Annotated in this window: 21 protein-coding genes; 12 read left to right on the top strand and 9 right to left on the bottom strand. The window is 73.2% G+C overall.

All coding sequences use genetic code 11. The features are described 5' to 3' along the window. The first annotated feature begins 21 nt into the window (after positions 1–21). A complete protein-coding gene (locus ACFXGI_RS14710; RefSeq protein WP_384705925.1) occupies positions 22–1,287 on the top strand; it encodes an MFS transporter in 1,266 nt (421 codons plus the stop codon). 47 nt (positions 1,288–1,334) lie between these two features. On the opposite strand, the gene ACFXGI_RS14705 is transcribed toward ACFXGI_RS14710, so the two are convergent. The 3 genes from ACFXGI_RS14705 to ACFXGI_RS14695 form a co-directional block, all read right to left on the bottom strand. Then, positions 1,335–4,253 (bottom strand): helix-turn-helix transcriptional regulator, encoded by a 2,919-nt coding sequence (locus ACFXGI_RS14705; protein WP_384705924.1) that lies wholly within the window; start codon positions 4,251–4,253, stop codon positions 1,335–1,337. Between the two features lie 109 nt (positions 4,254–4,362). Next, positions 4,363–4,590, bottom strand: coding sequence for a hypothetical protein (locus ACFXGI_RS14700; protein ID WP_030863262.1), 228 nt, complete (start codon positions 4,588–4,590; stop codon positions 4,363–4,365). Between the two features lie 72 nt (positions 4,591–4,662). After that, the gene (locus tag ACFXGI_RS14695; protein WP_384705923.1) at positions 4,663–7,905 is read right to left on the bottom strand and encodes a type 2 lanthipeptide synthetase LanM family protein; all 3,243 of its coding nucleotides are present in this window, start codon (positions 7,903–7,905) and stop codon (positions 4,663–4,665) included. Between the two features lie 321 nt (positions 7,906–8,226). Here ACFXGI_RS14695 and ACFXGI_RS14690 point away from each other — a divergent pair, with 321 nt between their 5' ends. From ACFXGI_RS14690 to ACFXGI_RS14675, 4 genes are all read left to right on the top strand, one after another. After that, a complete protein-coding gene (locus ACFXGI_RS14690; RefSeq protein WP_384705922.1) occupies positions 8,227–8,862 on the top strand; it encodes a LuxR C-terminal-related transcriptional regulator in 636 nt (211 codons plus the stop codon). Continuing rightward, complete coding sequence (locus ACFXGI_RS14685) at positions 8,859–9,317, top strand: response regulator transcription factor (RefSeq protein WP_384705921.1); 459 nt, start codon at positions 8,859–8,861, stop codon at positions 9,315–9,317. Before ACFXGI_RS14690 ends, ACFXGI_RS14685 begins: the two co-directional genes overlap by 4 nt. A gap of 90 nt (positions 9,318–9,407) precedes the next feature. Continuing rightward, on the top strand, positions 9,408–10,337 hold the full coding sequence (locus tag ACFXGI_RS14680; protein ID WP_384705920.1) for a hypothetical protein: 930 nt from the start codon (positions 9,408–9,410) through the stop codon (positions 10,335–10,337). A 19-nt stretch (positions 10,338–10,356) separates the two neighbouring features. Next, on the top strand, positions 10,357–11,100 hold the full coding sequence (locus ACFXGI_RS14675) for a hypothetical protein (RefSeq protein ID WP_384705919.1): 744 nt from the start codon (positions 10,357–10,359) through the stop codon (positions 11,098–11,100). A gap of 6 nt (positions 11,101–11,106) precedes the next feature. On the opposite strand, the gene msrB is transcribed toward ACFXGI_RS14675, so the two are convergent. The 4 genes from msrB to ACFXGI_RS14655 form a co-directional block, all read right to left on the bottom strand. Beyond that, a complete protein-coding gene (gene msrB / locus ACFXGI_RS14670) occupies positions 11,107–11,514 on the bottom strand; it encodes a peptide-methionine (R)-S-oxide reductase MsrB (RefSeq protein WP_384705918.1) in 408 nt (135 codons plus the stop codon). A gap of 21 nt (positions 11,515–11,535) precedes the next feature. Then, on the bottom strand, positions 11,536–12,933 hold the full coding sequence (murC, locus tag ACFXGI_RS14665; protein ID WP_384705917.1) for a UDP-N-acetylmuramate--L-alanine ligase: 1,398 nt from the start codon (positions 12,931–12,933) through the stop codon (positions 11,536–11,538). Positions 12,934–13,050: 117 nt separating this feature from the next. After that, positions 13,051–13,518: an indole-3-glycerol phosphate synthase gene (locus tag ACFXGI_RS14660; protein WP_229335978.1), complete on the bottom strand. Its 468-nt coding sequence runs from the start codon at positions 13,516–13,518 to the stop codon at positions 13,051–13,053. A gap of 152 nt (positions 13,519–13,670) precedes the next feature. Further along, positions 13,671–14,474, bottom strand: a complete 804-nt coding sequence (locus ACFXGI_RS14655; protein WP_384705916.1) for a pyrimidine reductase family protein — start codon at positions 14,472–14,474, stop codon at positions 13,671–13,673. A gap of 36 nt (positions 14,475–14,510) precedes the next feature. On the opposite strand from ACFXGI_RS14655, the gene zapE reads away from it, so the two are divergent. The 5 genes from zapE to ACFXGI_RS14630 all read left to right on the top strand — a co-directional run bounded on the left by zapE (position 14,511) and on the right by ACFXGI_RS14630 (position 19,635). After that, positions 14,511–15,623, top strand: coding sequence for a cell division protein ZapE (zapE, locus tag ACFXGI_RS14650; RefSeq protein WP_384705915.1), 1,113 nt, complete (start codon positions 14,511–14,513; stop codon positions 15,621–15,623). Positions 15,624–15,695: 72 nt separating this feature from the next. Continuing rightward, positions 15,696–16,121, top strand: a complete 426-nt coding sequence (locus ACFXGI_RS14645) for an OsmC family protein (RefSeq protein WP_384705914.1) — start codon at positions 15,696–15,698, stop codon at positions 16,119–16,121. 88 nt (positions 16,122–16,209) lie between these two features. Beyond that, complete coding sequence (locus ACFXGI_RS14640) at positions 16,210–17,550, top strand: alkaline phosphatase PhoX (RefSeq protein WP_384705913.1); 1,341 nt, start codon at positions 16,210–16,212, stop codon at positions 17,548–17,550. A gap of 240 nt (positions 17,551–17,790) precedes the next feature. Further along, on the top strand, positions 17,791–18,621 hold the full coding sequence (locus ACFXGI_RS14635) for a PPK2 family polyphosphate kinase (protein ID WP_384705983.1): 831 nt from the start codon (positions 17,791–17,793) through the stop codon (positions 18,619–18,621). An 84-nt stretch (positions 18,622–18,705) separates the two neighbouring features. Further along, positions 18,706–19,635, top strand: a complete 930-nt coding sequence (locus ACFXGI_RS14630; RefSeq protein ID WP_384705912.1) for a polysaccharide deacetylase family protein — start codon at positions 18,706–18,708, stop codon at positions 19,633–19,635. A 13-nt stretch (positions 19,636–19,648) separates the two neighbouring features. On the opposite strand, the gene ACFXGI_RS14625 is transcribed toward ACFXGI_RS14630, so the two are convergent. Both ACFXGI_RS14625 and ACFXGI_RS14620 read right to left on the bottom strand, forming a co-directional pair. Next, positions 19,649–19,849, bottom strand: coding sequence for a hypothetical protein (locus ACFXGI_RS14625; RefSeq protein ID WP_384705911.1), 201 nt, complete (start codon positions 19,847–19,849; stop codon positions 19,649–19,651). Between the two features lie 86 nt (positions 19,850–19,935). Continuing rightward, positions 19,936–20,610, bottom strand: coding sequence for an AIM24 family protein (locus tag ACFXGI_RS14620; protein ID WP_384705910.1), 675 nt, complete (start codon positions 20,608–20,610; stop codon positions 19,936–19,938). 71 nt (positions 20,611–20,681) lie between these two features. Here ACFXGI_RS14620 and ACFXGI_RS14615 point away from each other — a divergent pair, with 71 nt between their 5' ends. Further along, entirely contained in the window at positions 20,682–21,449 is a 768-nt protein-coding gene (locus tag ACFXGI_RS14615) for an aminoacyl-tRNA hydrolase (RefSeq protein ID WP_384705909.1), read from the top strand. Between the two features lie 58 nt (positions 21,450–21,507). After that, complete coding sequence (locus tag ACFXGI_RS14610; protein WP_384705908.1) at positions 21,508–22,149, top strand: HAD family hydrolase; 642 nt, start codon at positions 21,508–21,510, stop codon at positions 22,147–22,149. Positions 22,150–23,276: the final 1,127 nt, after the last annotated feature.

Below are 23,276 nucleotides of genomic sequence, written 5' to 3'. Positions count from 1 at the left end.
CCTACGGAGGGGATTCTTCTCATGGCTACCACCCTGGTGGACGCGCGGGACCGGCTGAGCGCCCCCGCCCGGCTGCCCTCGTTCCGCCTGCTGTGGCTCGGGCAGTCCCTGTCCCTGCTCGGCGACGGGTTCAGCTACATCGCCTTCTCCTGGATCACGCTCGGCCTGACGCAGTCCACGCTGGCCCTCGGCTACGTCCTCGCCTTCCAGGCCGTGCCGCGGGCCCTGCTGACCCTGGTCGGCGGCTCCCTCAGCGACAAGTGGTCCTCGCGGACCCTGATGAAGCTCTCCAGCTGGGCCCGGGCCGCCCTGATGGCCGGGGTGGGCCTGGCCGGCCTCGCCGGATCCCTGACGCTGTGGATGCTGTGCTGCGCCGCCGCGGCCTTCGGCGCGGTCGACGCGTTCTTCCAGCCCGCCCGGGCCTCGATCCTGCCGTCGGTGGTGGACAAGGAGCAGCTCGCCCCGGCCAACGCGCTGCTCGGGGTCGCCGCCAAGGTGTCGGCCGTGCTCGGCCCGGCGGTCGGCGGCATGGTGGTGGCCTTCTCCAACGCCCCCATCGCCTTCCTCGTCGACGGGGTGTGCTTCGCGCTCTGCGGCGTGTGCGTGGCGGGGATCCGTCCGATGCCGCGCCCCGTCGCCGAGGAGGAAGGCGCGGCCGGGAGCGCCGGTCCGCCCCCGGCCGAGGTCTCGCTGGGCGCCCGGATCCGCGCCGGGCTGCGGTACGCCTTCGAGGACCCGCGGATCCGGACGATCCTGGCCGTCGACGCGGCGGTGACCTTCTGCCAGGCGGGGCCGTTCACCGTCGGCTTCGCCACCCTGGCCAAGGTCGACCTGCACGGCGGCTCGACCACCCTGGGCCTGCTCAACGGCGCGCTGGCCGGCGGGGCGATGCTGGGCACCCTGGTCGGCGGCGCCGTGAGCAGCCGCCCCCGGATCGGCCTGCTGATCGCCGCGCTGGCGGGCTGGCTGGCGATCGGCACGGGCCTGCTCGGCCTGGTCGGCAATACGGCGGGTGCCCTGGTGACGGTGGCGGCGATGGGCTTCGGGATGGGCTTCCAGGGGGTCTTCGGCCTCAGCTGGATCCAGCGCACGATCGACGGCCCGGTGCTGAGCCGGGTGATCTCGGTGGACATGGTGATCGGCTACGCGGTGGCCCCGCTCTCCCTGATCGTCTGCGGGGCCCTGGCGCAGTCGGGCACCGCCCCGATGTTCGCCGTCTCGGCGGCGGTCCTGGCGGTGACGGCGATCGGCATCCTGAGCTCGCGCACGGTCCGCGAGATGCGGTGACCGGGCGGACCGGTGCGGGCGCCGGTGCCGGTGCCGGTGCCGGTGGTTCAGGGCGCCGAGGCCTCCAGGGAGGCCGAGAGTTCGCAGAGCGCGGCCCGGTTGGCACGGCCGGTCTTGGCCCCGAGGGCCGCGATGTGCTTCTCGACCGTACGCGGGGAGATGTAGAGGCGGTCGGCGATGTCCTTGTTGCCGAGCCGCTCCGCGAGGAGGCGGAAGACCTCGTACTCGCGGACCGTGACGCCCTGGGCCCGCAGGACGTCGGGGATCGTGCTCGATCCCGTACGGCGCTGGCGGCCCGGGGCTCCCATCCGGCGCAGCGCCGCGCGGCAGGCGCCCGCGACCGCGGCCACGCCGCTCTGGTGGAAGTGCTCCTCCGCCTGGCGCAGCCAGGCCACCGGCTCGCCCCAGCCGTCCTCGTACGCCGCGTCGGCGATCAGCCGCAGGCCCAGGTGGAGGGCGGTGGCGTACGGGGCGGCGACGCGCAGGGCATCGGCCACGGCGGCGGCGGCCTCCTCGGGGCGGCGTTCACGGCCCAGCAGGACGGCCCCGGCGAACAGGACGAACTGCCGGTTCCAGCGCATGCGGCCGGGCGCGGTCGCGGCGATCTCCTCGAACGCGGCGCGGTCGGCCTCCCCCGACAGCACGTCCAGGAGCAGGCCGATGCCGTACCGCCCGCTGAGGTAGTACGTACTGGGGTTGGTGTCCTCCAGGTCGGCGACGGCGCGCAGTTCGCCGACGGCCCCGGGCAGGTCCTCCTCCATCAGCGCGCAGAAGGCCCGGGCGAGGCCGCGGGTCAGCGGTTCCTCCTGGGAGCCGGCCCCGTCCCACTCGGCGAAGGCGGCGAGGGCGCTCTCCATGGCGGGCCGGTCGCCCCGGTGGGCGGCCAGCGCGGCCCGCGCCATCAGGACGTACCGGGTGGCGGGGGCCAGCCGCAGGCGCTGCACGACGGCCAGGCACTCCTCGGCGGACTGCTGCGCGGCGGTGAACTCGCCCCGCAGGACGGCGTCCAGGATCAGGATGCCGTCGATGGTGTGGACGATGTTGGCCGAGCCGAGCCGCTGGGCCTCGCTCCGGGCGGCCAGCAGGGGGGCGGTGGCGCCCTCGGTGAGCCAGTAGTTGCCGCCGATCCGGGTCAGCGCGTACATGCGCTGGAGCGGGAGCTGGTGCTTTTCGGCGGTCTGCAGGGCCGACTCCAGCAGGGCGGTGGCCTCGTCGAAGTCCCGTTCGCGGGCGAGGGTGGCGAGGAGTTCCAGGGCCTGGCAGGCGACGGTGGCCAGGCCGTGGCGCTGGGCCGCCTGGAGGGCGGAGTTGCCCAGCTTCTCGGCCAGTTGGGTGCGGTCCGGGCCGGGGGTGTCGAGCGCAAGGTAGGCGGCGGTCACGTCGATCGAGGCGGTGGTGCGCTCGTCGGGGTGGGCGCCCAGGAGGGATCTCGCCTGGGCTATCTGTCTGTTGCCGTCCTCCCAGCGGCCCGCGGTGTGGGCCACCTTGGCGAGCCGGGTGTGCAGCGCGGCGAGCCGGGTGGCGCTCAGGCCGCTGCCGCCGAGGGTGTGCAGGTTCTCCGCGAAGCCGAAGGCCCGGGTGAAGTCCCCGGCTTCGGCGAGCGCGGGGAGCAGCGCCTCCAGGGCGTCGGTGCGCCCGGCGGGGTCCTGGCTGGCGGCGAGCAGCCGTTCGGCGCGGCTGAGCAGGGTGATCGCGGAGCTGATCCCCCCGGCCGCGAGGGCGCGCAGCCCGGCGTCGGTGAACAGGCGCCCGGCCTCGGCGTCGTCGCCGGCCTGCGAGCGCAGCTCCGCGACCAGGGGGCACCAGTCGCCTTCGAGGTCGGGGTAGAGCGCCTGCACGGCGTCGGCGGCGCGGCCCGACATCTGCGCCCGGTTGCCCGGTGTGAGCTGGGTGTGCAGGGCCTCGGCGGTGAGCGAGTGGCGGAACGCGTACCAGTCGGGGGCGGGTTCGTCGGGGACGACGAGCTGGGCCGCGACCCCGGCGTGCAGGTGGCTGAGCAGCCCGCGGTCGTCGATGCCGGTCATCCGCTGGAGCACGGTCAGCGGGAAGCGGCGGCCGATCACCGCGGCCGCGGAGAGCAGCGTCAGCCCCTGCGGGCCGAGCCGGTCGATGCGGCGCAGGATGCCGCGGGCGAGGGCGGTGGACACGTCGCTGCGCAGGTCGCCGACGACCCGCCAGCCGTCCTCGAAGCGGACGAGGGCGCCGCTGCCGATCATGCTCTGGAGCAGTTCCTCGACGAGGAAGGGGCTGCCGGCGCTGTCGTCCCAGAGCCGGTCCAGGGCCGCCTGCGGGACGAGTTCGGGCTCGGTGTCCAGCTGGGCGGCGATGACCGCGCCGACCTCGGGGCGGGTGAGCGGGGCCAGCTCCAGTACGGTCCCCACGCCGCGCCGGCGGGCCGAGTCGGCCATGTCGAGGGCGTCGCAGGGCTCCGTACGGATGGTGGCCAGGAGCACCACGTTCGTGTACTCCAGGTTGTCCACGAGGTACTCGACGACCGCGAGCGTCTCGGGGTCGGCGTCGTGCAGGTCCTCCAGGAGGAGCAGCTGTCCGTGCTCCTTGCCGGTGGCGATGAGCAGCCGCAGGACGGCCTCGCCGAGGATGACCATGGAGCTGTTGTTCTGGGCGTCGCTGCTCCAGTCCGGGATGATCCTGCCGAGCGCGGGCCGGTAGGGGCCGAGCGGCAGGTCGTCCAGGGGTTCGCCGCTGCGGAAGAGCGACATCAGCGCTTCGGTGAGTGGCCGAAAAGGAACGGTGGGGCCGGTGGTGCTGCTGCGGCCGCGCAGGGCCCGCATGCCCATGCCGAAGGCCATGCCCACGGCTTCCGCGGCGAGCCTGGATTTCCCGATCCCCGCCTCGCCGACCAGGAAGACGACCCCGCCTCGGCCTTCGCCCGCGTCGGTCAGTGCCTGCTTGATCTCACGCAGTTGCGGGTCACGACCGACGATGTACCGCGAACGGGAACGCATGTCCGCAATCTAGTTCATGGGATCGGCCGATTGTGCGACGAAAGTTGGCCGTTTCGAACAGAGGCGGGGTGAAGATCCGGGAGAGATCCGGAGAAGATCGGACACGCCCCTACCAGGTGACGTTCGGGGCCGAGACGCTCGTGTCGATCGAGCTCAGGGTGATGACGATGCCGCTGGTGAGCACCACCCCGGCCAGGGCGCGGGCCCGGGCGCACGCCTTGTTCCGTCCCGACAGGGTGATCCCGCCGGCCGGGTCCTCGGTCCGCGCCTGGTCGGCCGCCGTGGCGGCGGCCTCGTCGGCGGCGACGGACTGGGCGATGACCTGGGGCTTCTGCATGGTGGTGAGTACCTTTCTCGATGCCTGATGGGGAGTGGTGCTCAGTGCTGAAGTGCCGGAGTACGGGGTGCGCTATGCGGTCTCGAGGAGCAGGACGGACGGGACGCTCGCCGGAAAGCCCAGCCTGAGCAGGGCGTATCCGATGCCGGAGAGCCCGGTGAGGAAACCGGGGGACGGTACGTGGTCGGGGGTGCCGCAGCGGTGGCCGTGGTCCTCGAGTCGGCCGAGAATCTCCCCGGCACGGTGGCCGAGGGCGGCCTTGGCCCCGTCGTGGCCCTGCCCGGCGAGCACGCCCAGCAGTTCCAGGGATCCGAGAGCGCCGCGGTGCAGGCTGAGGTCGGGCGAGGCGTTGGGCGCGCCCAACAGGGCGGCGCACCGGTCGAGTTCCGCCCCGAGGATCCGCTGCCCTTCGCCGCCGCCGAGGGCGTCGGCTCCGAGGGCGCCGACAGCGAGTACGTCGGCGGCGGCCACCGCGGTGCCCGCGAGGCCCGCGTGCCAGTCGAGGTCGGCGGGGCGGAGCAGGGCCTCGTCCAGCGCCGGGCGCAGCAGGGCCGCGCCGGTCCGGGCGTACGCGGCCCCCGGCTCCCCCGCCTCCTCCAGGACGGCGGCGTAGCGCAGCAGGGCCCAGCCGATGCCGGCGTCGCCGTGGGCGAAGCCGGGGGCCGCGGGGCGCTGTTCGGCGAGGCCCTTCTCGGCCCGGACCAGCAGCCGGTCGGCGAGGCGCCGGGCCACGCCCTGCGCCACCGTCCCGTACGTACGCTGCGCGGCAACGGCGGCGGCCAGGGCCCCGGCGAGGCCGTCGGCCAGATCGGCCGGCCCCTCGGCGCCTTCCCCGGCGCCTTCCCCCGCGTCGGCCAGGGCGGCGCGTTCCAGGGCGGCGAGCGCGTCGGGCAGGCAGTCGCCCAGGTCCTCGCCGAGCAGCGGGGCCAGCCGGGCCACCGTGTAGACGATGCCGCCGATCCCGTGCAGGGCGCCGGGTCCCACCGCCGCCCCCAGCTCGGGGTCGGCGGCGAGCGTGGCGAGCAGCGCGGGCAGCGGCCGTAAGGCCCGCCGGGCCAGCGCGGTGTACCGCTCCGCCCCGGTCAGGGCGCCGAGCTGGGCCAGGAAGAGCGCGACCCCGCAGTAGCCCTGGGCGAGCCCGCCGCCCATCGGCAGGACGGCCCAGTGGTCCCCGGACACCTGCTCCAGGCCGAGCCAGTTGACGCGGTCGCCGCCGTGCACGGCCCGGGCCGCGATCTCGTCGGCGATCCCGCAGGCCGCGGCCAGCAACCGGGAGGGCTCGGGTACGGCGACCGGCGCGGCGGGGCCGGCCAGGGTCGAACGGGGGCCGCCGACGCTGAGGTTGGCCCCGGTGACGGCCAGCGTCGCCGAGATGATCCACTCCTGGTCGTGGCGGTCCACCTCGCCCATGGCGGCGATCTTGGCGCGGGCCGCGTGCAGGCTCGGGGCCGGCAGCACCCCGTCGAGGCGCGTGCCCCGGGAGGTCCGCAGCGCGGTGTCCGAGGGGTGGTGGTGGAAGAGGGGCACGTCCCCGGACCACAGGTCGGCGATCTCGTCCTCGATCAGCCGCTGCCGGGCCGGGTCGTGCTCGGATTCCGTCCAGAGCACGGCGAGTACGGTGTCCCGGGTGAGCGCGTCGCGCAGCAGGTCGGGGTGGGTGGACTCGTCCAGCAGGGTCGTGTAGAGGCGGGTCGAGCGGGCGATCAGGCGCCCCGGGCTGGTCGCCCAGCGGGCCAGCAGCCCGCCGTCACCCTCTCCCCCGGCTTCTCCCCCGGCCGCGGCCGCACCGTTGCCGAGCAGTTCGGCCCGGTGCTCGGTGATCGCGTCGTACCCTGCCCGGAATCCCTCCAGCAGCGCCGCGCGGTGGTCGGCGTGGCCGGGCGTCCTGCCCTGCGGCCCCGGCCGGTTCTGCCCGGCCTCCGTGGCCACCGGGGCCCGCAGCAGCCGCATCTCGTCCGTGCCGGCCGCCTCCCAGCGCAGCCCGTCACTGGGGTACGAGCCGCCGCCCCCGCCGCCGAGGGCCGAGATGTCCATGGCGCCGTTCTCGCCGATCAGCAGGCTCGGCAGCAGGCAGGTGCGGTACACCGAGGCGGCCAGGGAGTCCGCCGCCGGGTCGGAACCACAGGTCACGGCCGCCGGCAGCCCGGCGTGCAGCAGGGTCTCGGCATCCACCAGGACCGGCTGGTCGCCGCAGGCGATGACGTTCTCGTAGTGCATGTCCACGCCGTCGACCGCGTAGAGCAGGGCGAGCAGCGCGCCCTGGCGCCGGTAGAACCGGTCCAGTTCGGTGGGCGAGGTGCACCAGCCGTGCTCGATGAACTCCAGCCAGCCGTAGCCCTCGCCGCGCACCGAGCGCGGGGTCCGCAGGCCCAGGCCCGCCACCTTGGCGTTGGCCCAGCCGACCGCCTGGTCCAGCAGCACGTGCTGGTCGATCGGCCGGGGCTTGTAGACGACGGTCGCGCCGTCGGCGAAGCGCAGCAGGGCCACGGACCGGTTGCCCTGGTGGACGTCGCCCCGGCCGAGGTCCACCCGTACGAGGGCGCCCGGGTCGGTGCCGTGCAGCAGGCCCGCGACGATCTCCGGCCGGTCGGCGGTGAAGCGCTCGAACAGCTCCGCCGTGGCCGAGGCCGCCTGGCCGCAGGCCTGGCCGAGCATCCGCGCCAGCACCGGGTAGCGGGTGAACAGCTGGGCCAGGCCCTGTCGGGTGCCGAGCCGGGCGAGGAAGTCGGCGAACCGCTCCCGCGGGGTGTCCCCCGCCAACAGGCCCTCCGTACGGGCCCGGTGGAGCTCGCGGACCAGGGTGCGCGCCGACTGCCGGATCAGCCGGTCGCCGAGGCGCTCCTCGAAGGCGGCCCGCACCGCGGCGAGTTCGCCGTCGGCGAGGTCGAGGTGTACGGCCGCCCCGGCCCAGGCGGAGTCGATCAGGGGGCGCAGCGCGGGCAGGAACACCGCGGCGCCGTCCTCTTCCGCCGTGGGGAACGCGGCGGTGGCTTCGACGGGGGCCGCGGCCACCGTCCGTTCGATGGAGCGGGCCCACTCGGGCTCGGCCGTACGGGCGGCCAGCCGGCCGGGGGTCTCCGCCGCGAGGGCGTACGCCACGTCCTCGGTGGTTCCCATGCTCGCCAGCCGGGCCGCGAAGCCGTCCGCGTCCCCCAGGGACCAGGATGCCGGTCGGCTGTGGGGGGCGTCGGCCGGTGCGGGTACCGGGGCACCCGGGGCGGCGAGCCGCTCCCGCAGGTTCAGGGCCCGGGCCCACCAGGAGGGGGCCAGGCCGCCGACCTGGGATTCTTCGGCGGTGGTGGCGGTGTCAGTCACAGGAGAAAACTCGCAGAGTGCGGGGGCGCGCACATGGGGGCCGATCCCCCATATTCCGTGGACGCGCCCCCATGGGGGTCGCGGGAGCGGCGTACGGGGTGGTGCGCGGGCTCCCGGCCGGGGCCGCGGCGTACGGGTTCCGGCAGGTCGCGGGCGGCTTCGAGGCCTGCCCGCGCAGGATCCGGGCCGGTGCGGGCGCCCCTGCGCAAATGTGGGGGCCGGCGCCCGATGCCGCACCCGGTCCCCGACCGGCAGCCTGTGTGCAGTGCCCCTTCCGCCCTGTCCGGCACCCCGGCCGGCGGATGATCATCGGAGGACCTGGTGGGAGTACCCGTCCCTGTCGACGTCGTCGCATTCGACCCCGTGCTGGAAGCCGGAACCAAGAGCACCCTGTTCGCCTGCCCGGAGGTGTCGCTGACCGCCCCCGGCGAGGCCCCGCGGGTCGTGGTCATGACCGTGGACCAGGTCGGCCGGCCCGAGCTCGACGTCCTGCGCACCGTCCGCGACACCCCGGCCCGCCCCGATGTGGTGCTGGTGGCCGGCGAGTTGGCGCCCGACGGCGCCCTGCACGCCATCGCGGCCGGCGCCCGAGGTCTGCTGCGCCGCCGCGAGGCGGACGTCACCCGCCTCTCGCGCGCCGTCCTGGCCGCCTCCCGCGGCGACTGCACGCTGCCGCCGGACCTGCTGGACCGGCTGCTGGAGCGCTCCGGTGCGGGCGGCCGGGCGGGCAGCGGCTCCGCCGGGGGCACGGACCCGTGGGCGGCGGCCGGCCTGAGCGACCGGGAGCGCAGCGTGCTGCGGCTGGTCGCCGACGGCCACGAGACGAACGAGATAGCCAAGCAGCTGTGCTACTCGCCGCGGACCGTGACCAGTGTCGTCCACGACATCACCCAGCGGTTCCGGCTGCGCAACCGCGCGCACGCGGTCGCCTACGCGATGAGGGTGGGCCTGCTGTGAGCGCCGCCGTAGCCGAACTGACGCGCAAGACGTACGAAACGTACGAGACCTACGAGACCTACGGGACGCGTGAGATCGCGCCCGTACGGATCCCCGCGGCCCCGGACCGGCTCAGCCTGCTGCGCCAGGCCGGTGACGGCCGGATGCCCTACCCGGCCCTGATCCGCCTGCTCGGCGCGGCCACTTCGGCCGGAGCCGGCTCGGCCGGAGCCACCTGCGCGAGCACCCCGGCCGCCCGGTCCGCGGCGGCCCCGCCGGACGCCCCCCGGCTCACGGCCCGCCAGACCGCGGTCCTCACGCTGATGGCGGAGGGCCACGGCAACGCGGTGATCGCCCGCACCCTGTCCTGCTCGGAGCACACGATCAAGAACGTGATCTACGAGCTCATGTCCCGCCTCCAGGCCCGCAACCGTGCCCACGCGGTGGCCTGTGCCGTCCGCCACAGCCTCATCTGACGCGTTGGCCGGAAAGTCGTCCTTGCCCGTCGATCCACGGGTGTACGTTCATCGCTCAGGCGGGAGGCTCGGGCCGGGGGTCGGGGGAACATGAGCGACGCAATGCGCCGTAGGAGTGCGGACGTCCGGCGGAGGGTGGAGCAGATAGCGCTCGGCCTGATGGCCGCGTCGGGTGTGGTGGTCCTGCTGGCCGACCTGTTCGGATGGCTCGACGCGCTCGCCCCCGGAGGTGCGCTCCCCAAGATCACGCTGCTCATCCTGAGCACGGTGACGGTCTTCCTGTTGCTCGAACTCGACCGCCTGAAACGGCTCGACGAGGTCCACGACGACGTCAAGGCCCTGGACACCAGCGTCCAGACGAAGATCGACACCTTGAACGCCAACGTCGAGGCGCACCTGTCCAAGCTGGACATCGACGCCATCGCCCGGCGCCTCAAGCGGCAGCACTACGGCGGCGTGGTCGCGGTGCACAGCCGCTTCCCCGAAGACGTGTTCAACGGGTTCCTCGACAACGCCGCGGACGAGCTGGTGATCCTGCAGACGTGGATCCCCAACCTGCACCACCTCAAGGCCGCGATGCACAAGGCACTCGTCGACCAGCAGGTCCGCGTACGCATCCTGCTCCTGCACCCCTCGTCGCCGGTGGCGGGACTGCGGGACGAGGCACTCAGGGCGGTGCGGGATCCGGCACTCGCGGTGAACGTGCGCGCCAGCGTGGAATACTGCCTCGCCGGGCTCGCCCAGCTGAACGCGGAACTCCCGGCCGGCAGCCGGGCGCGCCTCCAGGTGAGGCTCTACAACTCCCTGCCCTCGATCGCCGTGTTCAAGGCCGATCAGCATTTTCTGGTCAGTTCGTTCCTGCACGGCCAGCTCGCCATCGATTCCACCCAGATCGAGATCGACGGCGCGGACACCGTCATGGGCGAAGAGGTCCAGCAGGAGCTGCGCACGCTGTGGAGCATCGGCAAGGACGTGGACCTCCTCGACTGGCGCACGTCGGTGGCAAGCATCAGCCTGTGATCCACGGAGAGGTACGGCCATGCACGATCTGCACGCCCTGGACGGGTTCGAAGACGCTCTGATCGAGCGGTTCCGGGCGCATCCGGTCCTGGCGAACGTCACCGGGCTCCCGGAGGAGGACTTCGCCGCGCTCCTGCTCCAGCGGCGCTACGTCTCGCTCGCCTTCACCCCCTCCTACGACCTCGCGATCGACCTGCTGCGCGACGAGGCGGGGCTGCGGATCGCCCGGGTCATCCTGCGGGAGGAGTATCCGGACGGCCACGGCCACACGCCCTCGCACCGGGAGGACATGACGCACGACATGCGGCGGCTGGGGATCTCCCGCTCGGCCCTGGTCGCCTCCCGGCCCACGCCAGACACGCAGGAGGTCATCTCGGACACGCTGGAGCTGATCGCGGACGCGGGCGGCCACGCCGACGCCGACCTGCGGCTGCTGACGATCCTGCGGTTCTGGGGCGAGGTGCTGGTCTCCGTCGAGTACGGGCGGCTGTGGGAGCGGATGGCCCCCCTGCTGACCGAGGAGGGCAGGAACCGCTCCCGTTTCTACTTCCCGCACCATGTCCACGACGCGAAGACGCACTCGCTGGCGACGGTGTCCCTGCTGTCCGGCTCCCACTCCGACCGTCTGGCCGCGCGGGTGACCGAACTCCTCGCCCAGGAGGAGTCCACCGATCGCTTCCGGGAGCTGGAGGAGCGGGCCCTGGCCCTCAAGACCCGCTTCTACGACCAGTTCCTGCCCGCCGTGGACCGCCTCGCGGTGTGATCCCCGTCAGCCCTCGTCGGGCGTGAGGCGCAGCGAGATGGAGTTGATGCAGTAGCGCTGGTCGGTGGGGGTGGGGTACCCCTCACCCTCGAACACGTGCCCGAGGTGGGAGCCGCACTTCGCGCAGAGGACCTCGGTGCGGACCATCCCGTGCGAGACGTCCGCCTTGAGCTCGACGGCGTCGGAGTCCTTCGGGTCGAAGAAGGACGGCCAGCCGCAGTGCGACTCGAACTTCTCGGTGGAGCGGAAGAGCTCGGAGCCGCAGGCGCGGCAGGAATAGACGCCGGCCTTCTTGGTGTCGGTGTACTCACCGCGGAACGCCGGCTCGGTGCCGGCCAGGCGCAGCACCTGGTACTCGGCCGGCGTCAGCTCCGCCTGCCACTGCTCGTCCGTCTTCTCGACCTCGTACGACATGACTCTCCCGCTCCCTCGTTCTCAGTCCGACAGGCGGGCGAGGATCGCCGGACCGAGGTCCGTGACGTCGCCCGCGCCCATCGTGAGAACGAGATCACCGGGCTTCGCCATTCCCGCGATGACGTCGGCGACCTCGGCCTTGTCGTGCTCGGCGGTGACGTCGGCGCCTGCGCTGCGGGCGGCCGCGATGATGATCTCGCTGGTGATGCCGGGGATGGGGTCCTCGCGGGCCGGGTAGATGTCGAGGACCACGGCGGAGTCCGCGAGGGCGAGGGCCTGGCCCATCTCCTTGCCCAGCTCCTGGGTGCGGGAGAAGAGGTGGGGCTGGAAGACGACCAGGATCCGGGAGTCCCCGGCGGCGCCGCGGATGGCCTCCAGGTCGGCGGTCATCTCGGTCGGGTGGTGCGCGTAGGAGTCGATGACCTGCACGCCCGAGGCCTCGCCCTTGAGCTGGAGGCGGCGCTTGACGCCGGTGTACTTGCCGAGGGCGGAGGCCAGGTTGTGCACCGGGATGCCGAGGGCCACACCGGCGGCGAGGGCGGCGACGGCGTTGTGCGCGTAGTGGCGGCCGGGCACGGAGACGGTGAAGGTGAGCATCCGGCCGTCGATGAGCACCGTGACCTCGCTGGTCAGACCGCGCGGGGTGATCTTGGTGATCCGGACGTCGGCGCCCTCGTCCTCGCCGTACGTGACGACGGACAGACCCTCCGTGCCGCGGACCCGGGCGGCGATCTCCGCGGCGCCCTGCTGGCTGTGGGCGATGACCAGGGTGCCGCCGGGCACGATCTTGCCGACGAACGTCTCGAAGGACTCGTGGATCTCGTCCATCGACGCGTAGTTCGCGTGGTGGTCGAGCTCCGCGTTCAGGATGATCGCGACCTGCGGGGTGTACTTGTGGAAGCTGCGGTCGCTCTCGTCCGCCTCCGCCACGAAGATGTCGCCCTCGCCGTGGTGGGCGTTGGAGCCGGGGGCGTCCAGGTCCCCGCCGATGGCGTACGAGGGGTCCAGGCCCAGGGCCGACAGGGACACCGCCAGCATCGAGGTCGTGGTGGTCTTGCCGTGCGTACCGGCGACCGCGATCGGCCGCAGGCCGTCCATCAGGCCGGCCAGGGCGTCGGAGCGGTGCACGACGGGGACGCCGAGCTCGGCGGCGCGCGCCAGCTCCGGGTTGTCGGCGCGGATCGCGCTGGAGACGACGACGCAGGTGGCGTCGGAGGCGAGGTGCTCGGCCGCGTGCCCGATGTGGACCGTGGCGCCGTGGGCGCGCAGCGCCCCGGCGGTCTCGGAGTCCTTGGCGTCGCTGCCCGCGACCTGCGCGCCGCGCTGGGCGAGGATCTTCGCGATGCCGGACATGCCGGCGCCGCCGATGCCGATGAAGTGCGGGCGTTCCATGGCGTTCGGCAGGCCGGGCGGCGTCATACGGGATCTCCCCAGAGTGCGGGTCGGTACGGAGCGGTACGGGTCGGTCGCGCCGGGGGTGGGGGCGGTGCGGACGGCCGTCCCGCCGTCGCCCCGGCGTGTGTGTCGGACGCCAGCCTATTCGTTGTGGGCGAAGAGCTTGAGCACCGGAACCCCGACCTTGTGGCGCGCGCGGGATGCCCAGTCCCGGTGGAAGAACTCCTCGACGAAGTGCGGGGCGGTCAGGACGATCACCTCGTCGGCGTTCGACTCCTCGACGACGGCCTTGAGTTTGTCGAGCGGGTGGTCCTCGATGATCTGCCCGCTGGCCTTGGCCCCCTTCTTGCGCAGGGCCTCCAGGGAGAGGACGAGAGCCTGCTCGGCCGGGCCGCGGGCCGCGTGGCCCTCGGGTACGTCGGCCTCGCGGAGCGCCTCGGGGAGCTCGCCGAGTGCCACGTCGTCGATGGCGCGCAGCAGCCGGTCCTGGTCGCCCCGGGGCTGCATGAGGACGAGGAAGGAGACCGGGTCGTCCCCGTGCAGGCTGGTGACGAAGTCCACGTCGACGCTGGTCAGCGGCTGCTCGATCATCAAAACGCTCGTGAACACGGACGCCCTCTCCTTCATGGGCCAGGGCCGGTCGGCCGACCCCTGCGGAAACCATCCTGCCCCGCTCTCACACGGGGCCCTGCGTGCGTGGATACATCTGCCCAGGTATGTGCCCACCGGAAGCTAAGCGGAACAACAAATTCCGCCCCTTCTCAGATCCGACGGTAACTCGTGTAGAGGAACCCGGCCTCCTCCAGTACGGAGGCGGGCGCCAGCCGGTGCGGCACCGCCACCGAAGGCCCTCCGGAGATGCGCTGGGCCCCGCCCGCGGCCAGCATCGGCGAGATCGTCAGGCACAGCTCGTCCAGCGCGTCGGCGGCCACGAACTGCCCCAGCAGCCGGGGCCCGCCCTCGGTGAGCTGGCGGCGCAGCCCCCGGTCCGCGAGCTCCCGTACCGCGCGGGCCGGATCCGCGCCCGCGCCATCGCCCGCCAGCACCACCTCGGCCCCGGCCGCGGCGGCCGCCGCCACCCGTTCGGCGGGTGCGGCCGCGCCGGTCACCACGAGGGTCGGCACGAGGGGGGAGGTGAACAGGGGCAGCGAGAAGTCCAGGTCCAGACTGGCCGTGACCACCGCGATCGCGGGGGCGGGACCCTGCCCGGCGGCCGCCCGGCGGGCCGCGAAGGCCTCCCGGGCCCGGGCCGGGCGGTACCCCTCCTGGCGAACCGTTTCGGCGCCGACGACCACCACATCGGCCAGCGCCCGCAGGGTGCCGAAGATCCGCATGTCGGTCTCGCTGGAGATCGGCTGCGAGCGGCCGTCGTGCTGGGCCGCGCCGTCCAGCGTGGAGACCATGTTGGCCCGCAGCCAGTGGCCCTCCGGGCCGAGCTCGGGGTAGGCGTACGCCTCCGCCAGCTCGTCCAGCGACCACTCGCGGTCACCGCGGTCACCGCGGTCCGCGGAAACCGGGGCCGGGTCGGCCGATGTCTGATCGGTCACAGGGAACAGGCGTCGCATCGGTGCAGTGTGCCACGCCCCGTAGAGTTAAGAGCTGTGTCAACATCACTCTCCACCTCCGGATCCACCTACGGGCGACCCCCGATAGCCGGCCCGGCCGAGACCGGCCCGCAGGCCCTGTGCGCCCGCGAGCCCCGGGTACCCGCCGAGCGGCTGGTGGCCGAGATGGTGCCGCCGCCGCGTTTCGACTCGGTGCGCTTCGACACCTACGAGCCGGACCCCGGTCAGCCCAGTCAGTCCGAGGCCGTCACCGTGCTCAGCGGCTTCGCCGCCGGGCTGGGCGGGTCCCACGCGAGCGGCGGCGGCAAGCGCCGCTGGTTCGCGAAGAAGGCACCCGTCCCGACCGCCCCGCGCGGGGTCTACCTCGACGGCGGCTACGGCGTCGGCAAGACGCACCTGCTGGCCTCCCTCTGGCACGCCACTCCGGCCGAGCCCGCGCTCAAGGCCTTCGGCACCTTCGTGGAGCTGACGAACCTGGTGGGCGCGCTCGGCTTCCAGCAGACGGTCCAGACCCTGGGCGGCCACCGCCTCCTGTGCATCGACGAGTTCGAACTGGACGACCCGGGCGACACCGTCCTCGTCTCCTCGCTGCTGAGCCGGCTGGTCGAGCAGGGCGTGGCGCTGGCCGCCACGTCCAACACCCTGCCCGGCAAGCTCGGCGAGGGCCGGTTCGCCTCCGCGGACTTCCTGCGCGAGATCCAGGGGCTCTCGGCGCACTTCCGCCCGCTGCGCATCGACGGCCAGGACTACCGCCACCGCGGCCTGCCGGCGGCTCCGGCGCCGTTCTCGGACGAGCAGGTGACGAAGGCCGCGTACGCGACCGAGGGCGCGAGCCTGGACGACTTCCCCGGGCTGCTGGAGCACCTGGCCCGGGTCCACCCCAGCCGGTACGGCGCCCTCACGGACGGCATAGCGGCGGTCTGCCTGACCGGCGTCGGCCCAGTCCCGGACCAGTCGACCGCGCTGCGGCTCGTGGTCCTCGCCGACCGGCTGTACGACCGGGAGATACCGGTCCTGGCGTCGGGCGTCCCCTTCGACAAGCTCTTCAGTGAAGAAATGCTGAACGGCGGCTACCGCAAGAAGTACTTCCGGGCCATCTCAAGGCTCACCGCACTGGCACGCGACGCGAAACCCCTGGTGTCCCAGTAGGTTTGGGGGCGCCGGACCGACCCCTCACCGGGACGGTCCGGCAGTTCCCAACATCTTCCGAAGGGATCCACCATGGCCACCACGCGTACCGCGCACACCGACTGGGAAGGCAACCTGCTCAAGGGCGCCGGTGTCGTCACCCTCGACTCCTCGGGTCAGGGTTCGTTCGACGTCTCCTGGCCCTCGCGCGCCGAGGCCGCGAACGGCAAGACCAGCCCGGAAGAGCTGATCGCCGCCGCGCACTCCAGCTGCTACTCGATGGCCCTCTCGCACGGCCTGGACGGCGCCGGCACCCCGCCCACCCGGGTGGAGACCAAGGCCGATGTGACCTTCCAGCCGGGCGAGGGCATCACGGGCATCCACCTGACGGTCCGCGCGGAGGTCCCCGGACTGGACGCGGAGGGCTTCGCCGCCGCGGCCGAGGACGCCAAGAAGAACTGCCCGGTCAGCCAGGCCCTGACGGGCACGACGATCACCCTGAGCGCGGAGCTGGTCTAAGGGTCCGGCGGCCTCGGCGCGTCCGGGGCGGGGGGACGCGGGCGCGTGGTAACACGGGGCCGTCATCCCCTCGCCCCGGGAGCCGCCGATGTCCGTCAGCCGCCGAACCCTGCTCGCCGGGATCGCGTTCAGCGGAGCGCTCGGCTCCCTCTCCGCCGGCAGCTCCCGCGCCGGCGCGCCGCCCCGCCGGGGGTACGGACCGCTGGTCCCCGACCCCGGCAAGCTCCTCGACCTCCCCGCCGGCTTCCGCTACCGCGTCCTCTCGCGCGCCGGCGACCCGCTGCGTTCCGGCGAAGGCCCCGTGCCGGCCAACTGCGACGGCATGGCCGCCTTCGACGCGGGCTCCGGCCGTGTCCGCCTCGTCCGCAACCACGAGAACCGCACCACCGCCGCCCTCCGCGTCCCCGCCGTCGATGGCCTCACGTACGACCCCCAGGCGCTCGGCGGCTGCACCCTCCTCGACCTCGACCCAGGCGGCGCGGTCACCGCCGAGCGCGTCGCCCTCGCCGGCACCGCCGTCAACTGCGCGGGCGGCCGCACCCCCTGGAACACCTGGCTCAGCTGCGAGGAGACCGAGGACCGCGCCGGGACCTCCGGCTACACCAAGGACCACGGCTACGTCTTCGAGGTCGATCCCGCCGACCCGCACCGCTCCGGAGCCGTCCCGCTCACCGCCATGGGCCGCTTCGCGCACGAGGCCGTCGCCGTCGACCCGTACCGCGGGACCGTCTACGAGACCGAGGACGCCTTCATCGAGCCCTTCGGGCTCTTCTACCGCTTCCGGCCCGCACGGCCCCTCGCCGGCCCCGGCTCCCTGCGCGCCGGAGGCACCCTCCACGCCATGCGCGTCCCGGGACTGGCCGACCTCTCCGTCGTGGACGAGACCGGCGCCGAGTTCCCGGTCGAGTGGGTCCCCGTACCGGACCCCTCGGCGGCACGGACCCCCGTCCGCTTCCAGGACTTCGGGCCGGGCGGGATCACCCACGCGCAGAAACTGGAGGGCTGCTACTGGGGCGACGGCGGCGTCCACTTCGTCTCCAGCTACGCCCGCCGCCTCGAAGGCGCGCCCGCCGACCACCACGGCCAGGTCTGGTTCCACGACCCGCGGCGCTCCACCATCCGCCTGGACGTGCTCTTCGGCCCGGCCACCGACATCCGGCTGCCCGGGGACTCCCCCGACAACATCTGCCTGGCCCCCGACGGCGGCCTGATGGTGTGCGAGGACGGCGGCGGGGCCCAGTACGTCTTCGGCGTCACGCCCGGCGGCGAGGTCTACCCGATGGCCCGCAACGCCGACGACGTCGGCCGGCCCGGGGCCCCGGAGTGGGGCGAGTTCGCCGGGGTCACCTTCGCCCCCGACGGGCGGACCATGTACGTCAACGCCTACACCCCGGGGACCACCTTCGCCGTGACGGGCCCCTGGCACTGACCTGCGGCCCGCCGGCCCCGCTCTCGCGACCGCGCCCCTTCTGATGGACTATCGGAGGAATCGACCGGATCGGGGTAGGTGGCTGTGGCCAAGGAGCGCAAGAAGGACGGCAAGAGCAAGAAGAACGGCAAGGACGGCAAGGACGGCAAGAAGGACAGGAAGGACGGGCGGAAGGACGGGCGGACCAAGGGCCGCGAGGCCCCGAAGTCCCGGCCCGCGCGGGAACGGCCGGACACACCCCTGCGCCCGCTGCTCCGCGCCCCCGCCGGCGAGCGGCTCGACCTCGACGCCTTCGATCCCGCCTCGACCCCCGGCGGTCCGGCCGGCAAGGCCGCCGGCCTCGCCGCCACCGCGCAGCTGGCCGGGCCGCTCGCCGCCCTCCAGGAACGGCTGTACGCGGCGAGCACCGCCGGCGACCGCCGCCGCGTCCTGCTCGTCCTCCAGGGCATGGACACCAGCGGCAAGGGCGGCACGGTGAAGCACGTGATCGGCCTGTTCAACCCCTCCGGCTGCCGGATCAGGTCCTTCAAGGCCCCCACGCCGGAGGAGCACGCGCACCCCTTCCTCTGGCGCATCCGAAAGGCCCTCCCCGTGCCGGGCGAGATCGGCATCTTCGACCGCTCGCACTACGAGGACGTCCTCATCGCCCGCGTCCGCGAGCTGGTGTCGCGCAGTCAGCTGAACCGCCGCTACGCCCAGATCAACCGGTTCGAGCAGTCCCTCGCGGACGACGGCGTCACCCTGGTGAAGGTCTTCCTCCACATCGGCTGCGAGGAGCAGCGCGAGCGGCTGCTGGAGCGTCTCGACAACCCGGACAAGCACTGGAAGTTCAATACGGGCGACATCGACGAGCGCGCCCTGTGGCCCGAGTACCGGCACGCGTACGAGCTGGCCCTGCAGCGCTGCTCCACCGATGCCGCACCCTGGTACGTGGTCCCGGCGGACCGGAAGTGGTATCGCAACTGGGCGATCACCAAGCTGCTGCTGGAGCATCTGGAGGAGCTGGATCCGCGCTACCCCGCGGCCGGTTTCGACGTGGAGGAGAGCCGCAGGCGGCTGCTGGAGACCTGATGCCCGTCACGCGGTCGGGCGATTCGTATGCCTGCGCCCGCGCCGCTGCGGTCCGCTTGGCAGATGGTCATATATTTTGCGTCCGTGACCCTTTCTGTGCGCAATGTGGCGGTCGCGGCCGCCCTCGGTGCCGCTCTCTGCACCGCCCTCGCCGGATGCGGAGGCGGCGGCAACTCCGCGTCCGGCTCCGGTTCCGGCCACCAGGCCGCCCGTATGGGCACCCCCGGGACCTCGACGGCGCCGTCCTCCGCCTCCTCGCCCGGCGCCCCGCAGGCGGCCGGCTCCTCTCCGGCCGCCGCCCCGCCGCCCGCCAAGGCACCGACCCTGGCGCCCGGTCCGAACGGCCTGACCCCGGTCTTCGAGCGGGCGAAGCAGCAGACCGACAAGACGGTCGCACTGACCTTCGACGCCGACATGACCTCCGACCAGGGGCCCCGCGCCGCGGATGGGGAGCACTTCGACAACCCGCAGCTCATCGCGAGCCTGCGCACGCTGAAGGTGCCCTCGACGATCTTCATGACCGGCCGCTGGGCCGAGGAGTACCCGGACCAGGCCAAGGCCATCGGCACCGACCCGAACTTCGAGATCGCGAACCACTCGTACAGCCACCACGCCTTCACCTCGCCCTGCTACGGGCTCCCCTCGCTCGACGCGGCCGCCGCCCGGGCCGATGTGGACCGGGCCTTCGCGGCGTTCCGCACGGCCGGCGCGGTCAACACCGTCCCTTACTTCCGCTTCCCCGGCGGCTGCTACAACGACCAGGCGCTGCGGGCCATCTCCACGGCCAAGGTCACGGCCGTCCAGTGGGACGTGGTCAGCGGGGACGCCTTCGCCAAGGACCCGGACGCGGTGGCCGAGCAGGTCCTCACCGGCGTGAAGCCCGGCTCGGTGGTGGTCATGCACTGCACGCGCAGCGCCGCCCCCGTCACCGAGGAGGCCGTCCGGAAGATCGTCCCGGAGCTGCGCAAGCGCGGCTACCGCTTCGTGAAGGTCTCCGAACTCATCGGGAAGTAGACCGGGCCGCGCCTCAGCCGGAGCAGGCGGTGCGCTGTGCGTCCTGCCATTCGCACACCGGGCACAGCACCCGGCCCGGTGTCGCGACCCCGTACTCGGTGGGCTCGCCGCACTCCACGCAGTCCGCGTACGGCGGCCCGGGCACCTTCCCGGCGGGCGCCGCCGGGGCGGCGCAGTACGACTCGGCTCCGGCCGGCGCGTCCACTTCGTCCATGCCCGCGAGCGTACTCAGCCCCGCCGCGCGCTGACGAGGCAGGCCCCGGCGCCCGCCCCGCAGGCCGGCAACAGCGCCCGTCAGCTTCAGTGGGCCGCCGCGGTCTCGGTCACCTCGCTGGGGCGGACGATGACGAAGCCCTCGCCGCGCAGCATCAGCTGCACGGCCTCGCCGGAGCCGCCGCGGATCATCGAGCCGACCGACTGGGAGCGGTGCAGGCCCGTCTCCAGGTGGGCGCTCCAGCCGACCACCGCGTCGGTGTCCACGTACACGGGGTTCTGCGCCGTGACCGGGATGATGATCGGGTGGCCGTCGCAAACCACGGCGAGCTTGCCGGTGCCGGTGAAGAGGCTGTTGAAGAGGCCGCCGCCGGTCATGCCGGCGCCCTTCACCATCTTTATCTCGTAGGAGAGCGTGGGGTCGAAGCAGAGCACGTTGCGGCCGTTGATGGTCAGCGAGTCACCGGGCTCGAAGTCGATGATGAAGCACTGTCCGGCCTGGTGTGCGAACCAGGCCTCGCCCTGACCGCGTACGGACATCAGCGCGAGGCCCTCGCCGGTGACGGCGCGCTTGAGCATGCCGCCTATGCCCTGGCCCTTGCGCTCGAACTGGAGGTTCCCCCGGAACGCGACCATCGAGCCCTGGCGGGCCAGCATTTCACCGTTGACGGTGTACTTCACGGACTTGGCGTTCTGCAGGGTCATGCCCGGAGCAGCGGCCGGCCGGGCCAGGTTCTCGGATGCAAAAAGGTCGCTCTTCATGGGCTCGATCCTCACCCGCCCGAGCACCCCGCGGCATCATCCTGAAGGGGGAGCCTGGCATCCTTGGCGGGATGAGCAGCCAGCACCAGAACCACACTTCAGAGGTACCGGCGGTCGGGGCGGACAGCCCCTTCCGGCAGGAGCACGCCGCCCGCGACGAGGCTCCCCAGTTCGTCCTGCCCCTGGTGGTGCGGATCGAGAAGGCCGAACCGCCCGCCCGGACGGACGCGCTGGAGACGGCGGCCCGAGCCGTGCTGGTCCTGCTGACGGACGAGCGGGCGCGCGGCGAGGGCGAGTGGGCCGAGGCGGTCCGGGACTGGCAGGACGCGCGGATCCGGAAGGTGGTGCGGCGGGCGCGCGGGGCGGAGTGGCGCAAGGCCGGGACTCTGCCCGGTGTCACGGTGCACGGTGACATGGCGGAGGTACGGGTCTTCCCGCCGGTGCCCCTGGACGGCTGGCCCAAGGAGCTCGCGAAGCTCCAGGTCTCGGGGACCGACCTGGACGACCCGGAGCCGGCCGCTCCGGCCGCGCCCGGGATCGCGGTACTGTGGCTCAACCCGGAGCTGGAGATGTCCGCCGGCAAGGCGATGGCCCAGGCCGGGCACGCGGCGCAGCTGGCGTGGTGGGAGCTGACCGGCGCCGAGCGCACCGCCTGGCAGGACTCCGGTTTCCGGCTCGCCGTACGGACGGCCCCGCGCGAGCGGTGGGCGGAACTGGGCGCGAGCGGGCTGCCGGTGGTGCGGGACGCCGGATTCACGGAGATCGCGCCCGGCTCGGCGACGGTGGTCGCGGACCACCCGGCCCTGCGGGCCCGGCTCGCAGGCGGCGTCTCCCACTGACGCGGCCGGCCCGACGGCGCCCGCACATGGCCGTCATGCCGGCCCGTAGGCTGGCCGAGTGATCCGTACCGTGGTGCTGGACGTGGGCGAGACCCTGACACGCGATGACCGCTACTGGGCGTCCTGGGCCGACTGGCTCGGCGTGCCCCGACACACGCTGTCCGCGCTCGTCGGCGCTGTGGTCGTCGACGGGCGGGACAACGCGGATGCTCTGCGGCTCCTGCGCCCGGGCATCGACATCTCCGCGGAGTACGAGGCGAGGCACGCTGCAGGGCGAGGGGAGCGGCTCGAAGAGGAAGACCTCTACGAGGACGTGCGGCCGGCGTTGGCAGCTCTCCGGGCGGCCGGGGCGCGCGTCATCGTCGCGGGCAACCAGTCCAGGTTGGCGGGTGACCTGTTGCGGGCTCTGGAGCTGCCCGTCGACTTGGTGGCCACGTCCGGAGAGTGGGATGTGGCCAAGCCCTCCTCCGAGTTCTTCGACCAGGTGCTGAGGGTATCCGGTGCGGCCTCGGAGGAGACCCTGTACGTCGGCGACCACCCGCAGAACGACATCTACCCGGCCGCTGCTGCGGGCCTGCGCACCGCCCACCTGCGCCGGGGACCCTGGGGCTTCTGGTGGGCCGACGACCCTCGCGTGCGGGCCGCCGCCGACTGGTCGGTCGCCTCCTTGCACGACCTCGTCGACATCCTCAGGGAATAGCCTCTGGGTACTTCCGGGGGCGGTACGGTGCGCCCATGGCCGACCACATCGGACAGCGCATCGCCGCGCGGCGCCGGGCCCGCCGCATGACACAGCAGGACCTTGCCCGGGAGTCGTACGTCTCCCTCGTCATGGTGAAAGAGCATCGAGCGCGGCGCGCGGAAGCCGTCGCCGGTCCTGCTGGAGGCGTTGGCGTCGGCCCTGAGCGTGGATGCCTCCCGGCTCGACCCGGCATACGCCGGCACCCATCACCGCGTGCACGCAGCGCTTCCCCGGATCTCTGCCGCCATCGCCGGCTACGACGTCCCCCTCGACCCGCCCGCGCGCCGGCCAGCGGAGCTTCGGGAAACCGTGGGCAGAGCAATCCGCTGGAGACTGGCCGCTCAATACGGGCACATCGCCGAAGCGGCACCCGGGCTTCTGGCTGACGCCCTCGGACACCTGCATGCCGCGGCCGGACGGGGCCGCGCCGAGGCGGCGCGCCTCGTGGCCGACGCCGCGCGCGCTGTCGACGACGTGGCTACAAGTACGGCGCGCATGACTTGTCGGCCCGGCTGATCGACGTGATGCGCTGGGCCGCCGGCCAGACCGGCGACCCGGATGTCATCGCCACGGCCGCATACGTCCGCGCGGAGACGTTCCTCGCGGCGCACTCTCGCCGGGCCGGGCAGACTGCCCTTGAGGAAGCGCTCGACGCGGCCGCCGGCCCGGGCTCCAGGCAGGCCGCCGCTGTCCGTGGTGCTCTGTCCATGCGGTCCGCCGTCGTTGCAGCTCGGGCGGGTGACGCCGCCACCTCGTATGCGCACCTTGGAGAGGCGGGCCGTCTGGCCGACGGGCTGGAGGAAGTCGTCTGTTCGGGGACCGCGTTCGGGCCGTCGAGCGTCCGAATCCACAAGGTTGCCGTCGCTGTGAGTCTCGGCCGCGAGCACATCGGCCAAACGACAGATGGGAACGCTCGTGAGCACCCAACCGTATGTATCCCCTGGCGATGTGAGCACCGCCCGTCTTCACGGCGAGGCCTGCCGGGACTGCGGCGCCGTGGACTCCTGTCTTGTCCCCGGCGGCGAGGCCACGGTCCGTGGCCTCGAGAAGGTCTGGCCCATCGTGCCGTGTACGCCGAGCTGCAC

Origin of the sequence: Streptomyces sp. NPDC059355 (assembly GCF_042752335.1) — a bacterium.
GTDB lineage: Bacteria > Actinomycetota > Actinomycetes > Streptomycetales > Streptomycetaceae > Streptomyces.
This window is presented reverse-complemented; position numbering and strand designations above follow the sequence as displayed.

Excerpts from the sequence above, each read along its gene's own strand:
- ACFXGI_RS14710 (WP_384705925.1), top strand. The coding sequence starts at position 22 with ATGGCTACCACCCTGGTGGACGCGCGGGACCGGCTGAGCGCCCCCGCC.
- ACFXGI_RS14705 (WP_384705924.1), bottom strand. The coding sequence starts at position 4,253 with ATGCGTTCCCGTTCGCGGTACATCGTCGGTCGTGACCCGCAACTGCGT.
- ACFXGI_RS14700 (WP_030863262.1), bottom strand. The coding sequence starts at position 4,590 with ATGCAGAAGCCCCAGGTCATCGCCCAGTCCGTCGCCGCCGACGAGGCC.
- ACFXGI_RS14680 (WP_384705920.1), top strand. The coding sequence starts at position 9,408 with ATGAGCGACGCAATGCGCCGTAGGAGTGCGGACGTCCGGCGGAGGGTG.
- ACFXGI_RS14675 (WP_384705919.1), top strand. The coding sequence starts at position 10,357 with ATGCACGATCTGCACGCCCTGGACGGGTTCGAAGACGCTCTGATCGAG.
- msrB (WP_384705918.1), bottom strand. The coding sequence starts at position 11,514 with ATGTCGTACGAGGTCGAGAAGACGGACGAGCAGTGGCAGGCGGAGCTG.
- murC (WP_384705917.1), bottom strand. The coding sequence starts at position 12,933 with ATGACGCCGCCCGGCCTGCCGAACGCCATGGAACGCCCGCACTTCATC.
- ACFXGI_RS14655 (WP_384705916.1), bottom strand. The coding sequence starts at position 14,474 with ATGCGACGCCTGTTCCCTGTGACCGATCAGACATCGGCCGACCCGGCC.
- ACFXGI_RS14645 (WP_384705914.1), top strand. The coding sequence starts at position 15,696 with ATGGCCACCACGCGTACCGCGCACACCGACTGGGAAGGCAACCTGCTC.
- ACFXGI_RS14640 (WP_384705913.1), top strand. The coding sequence starts at position 16,210 with ATGTCCGTCAGCCGCCGAACCCTGCTCGCCGGGATCGCGTTCAGCGGA.
- ACFXGI_RS14625 (WP_384705911.1), bottom strand. The coding sequence starts at position 19,849 with ATGGACGAAGTGGACGCGCCGGCCGGAGCCGAGTCGTACTGCGCCGCC.
- ACFXGI_RS14620 (WP_384705910.1), bottom strand. The coding sequence starts at position 20,610 with ATGAAGAGCGACCTTTTTGCATCCGAGAACCTGGCCCGGCCGGCCGCT.
- ACFXGI_RS14615 (WP_384705909.1), top strand. The coding sequence starts at position 20,682 with ATGAGCAGCCAGCACCAGAACCACACTTCAGAGGTACCGGCGGTCGGG.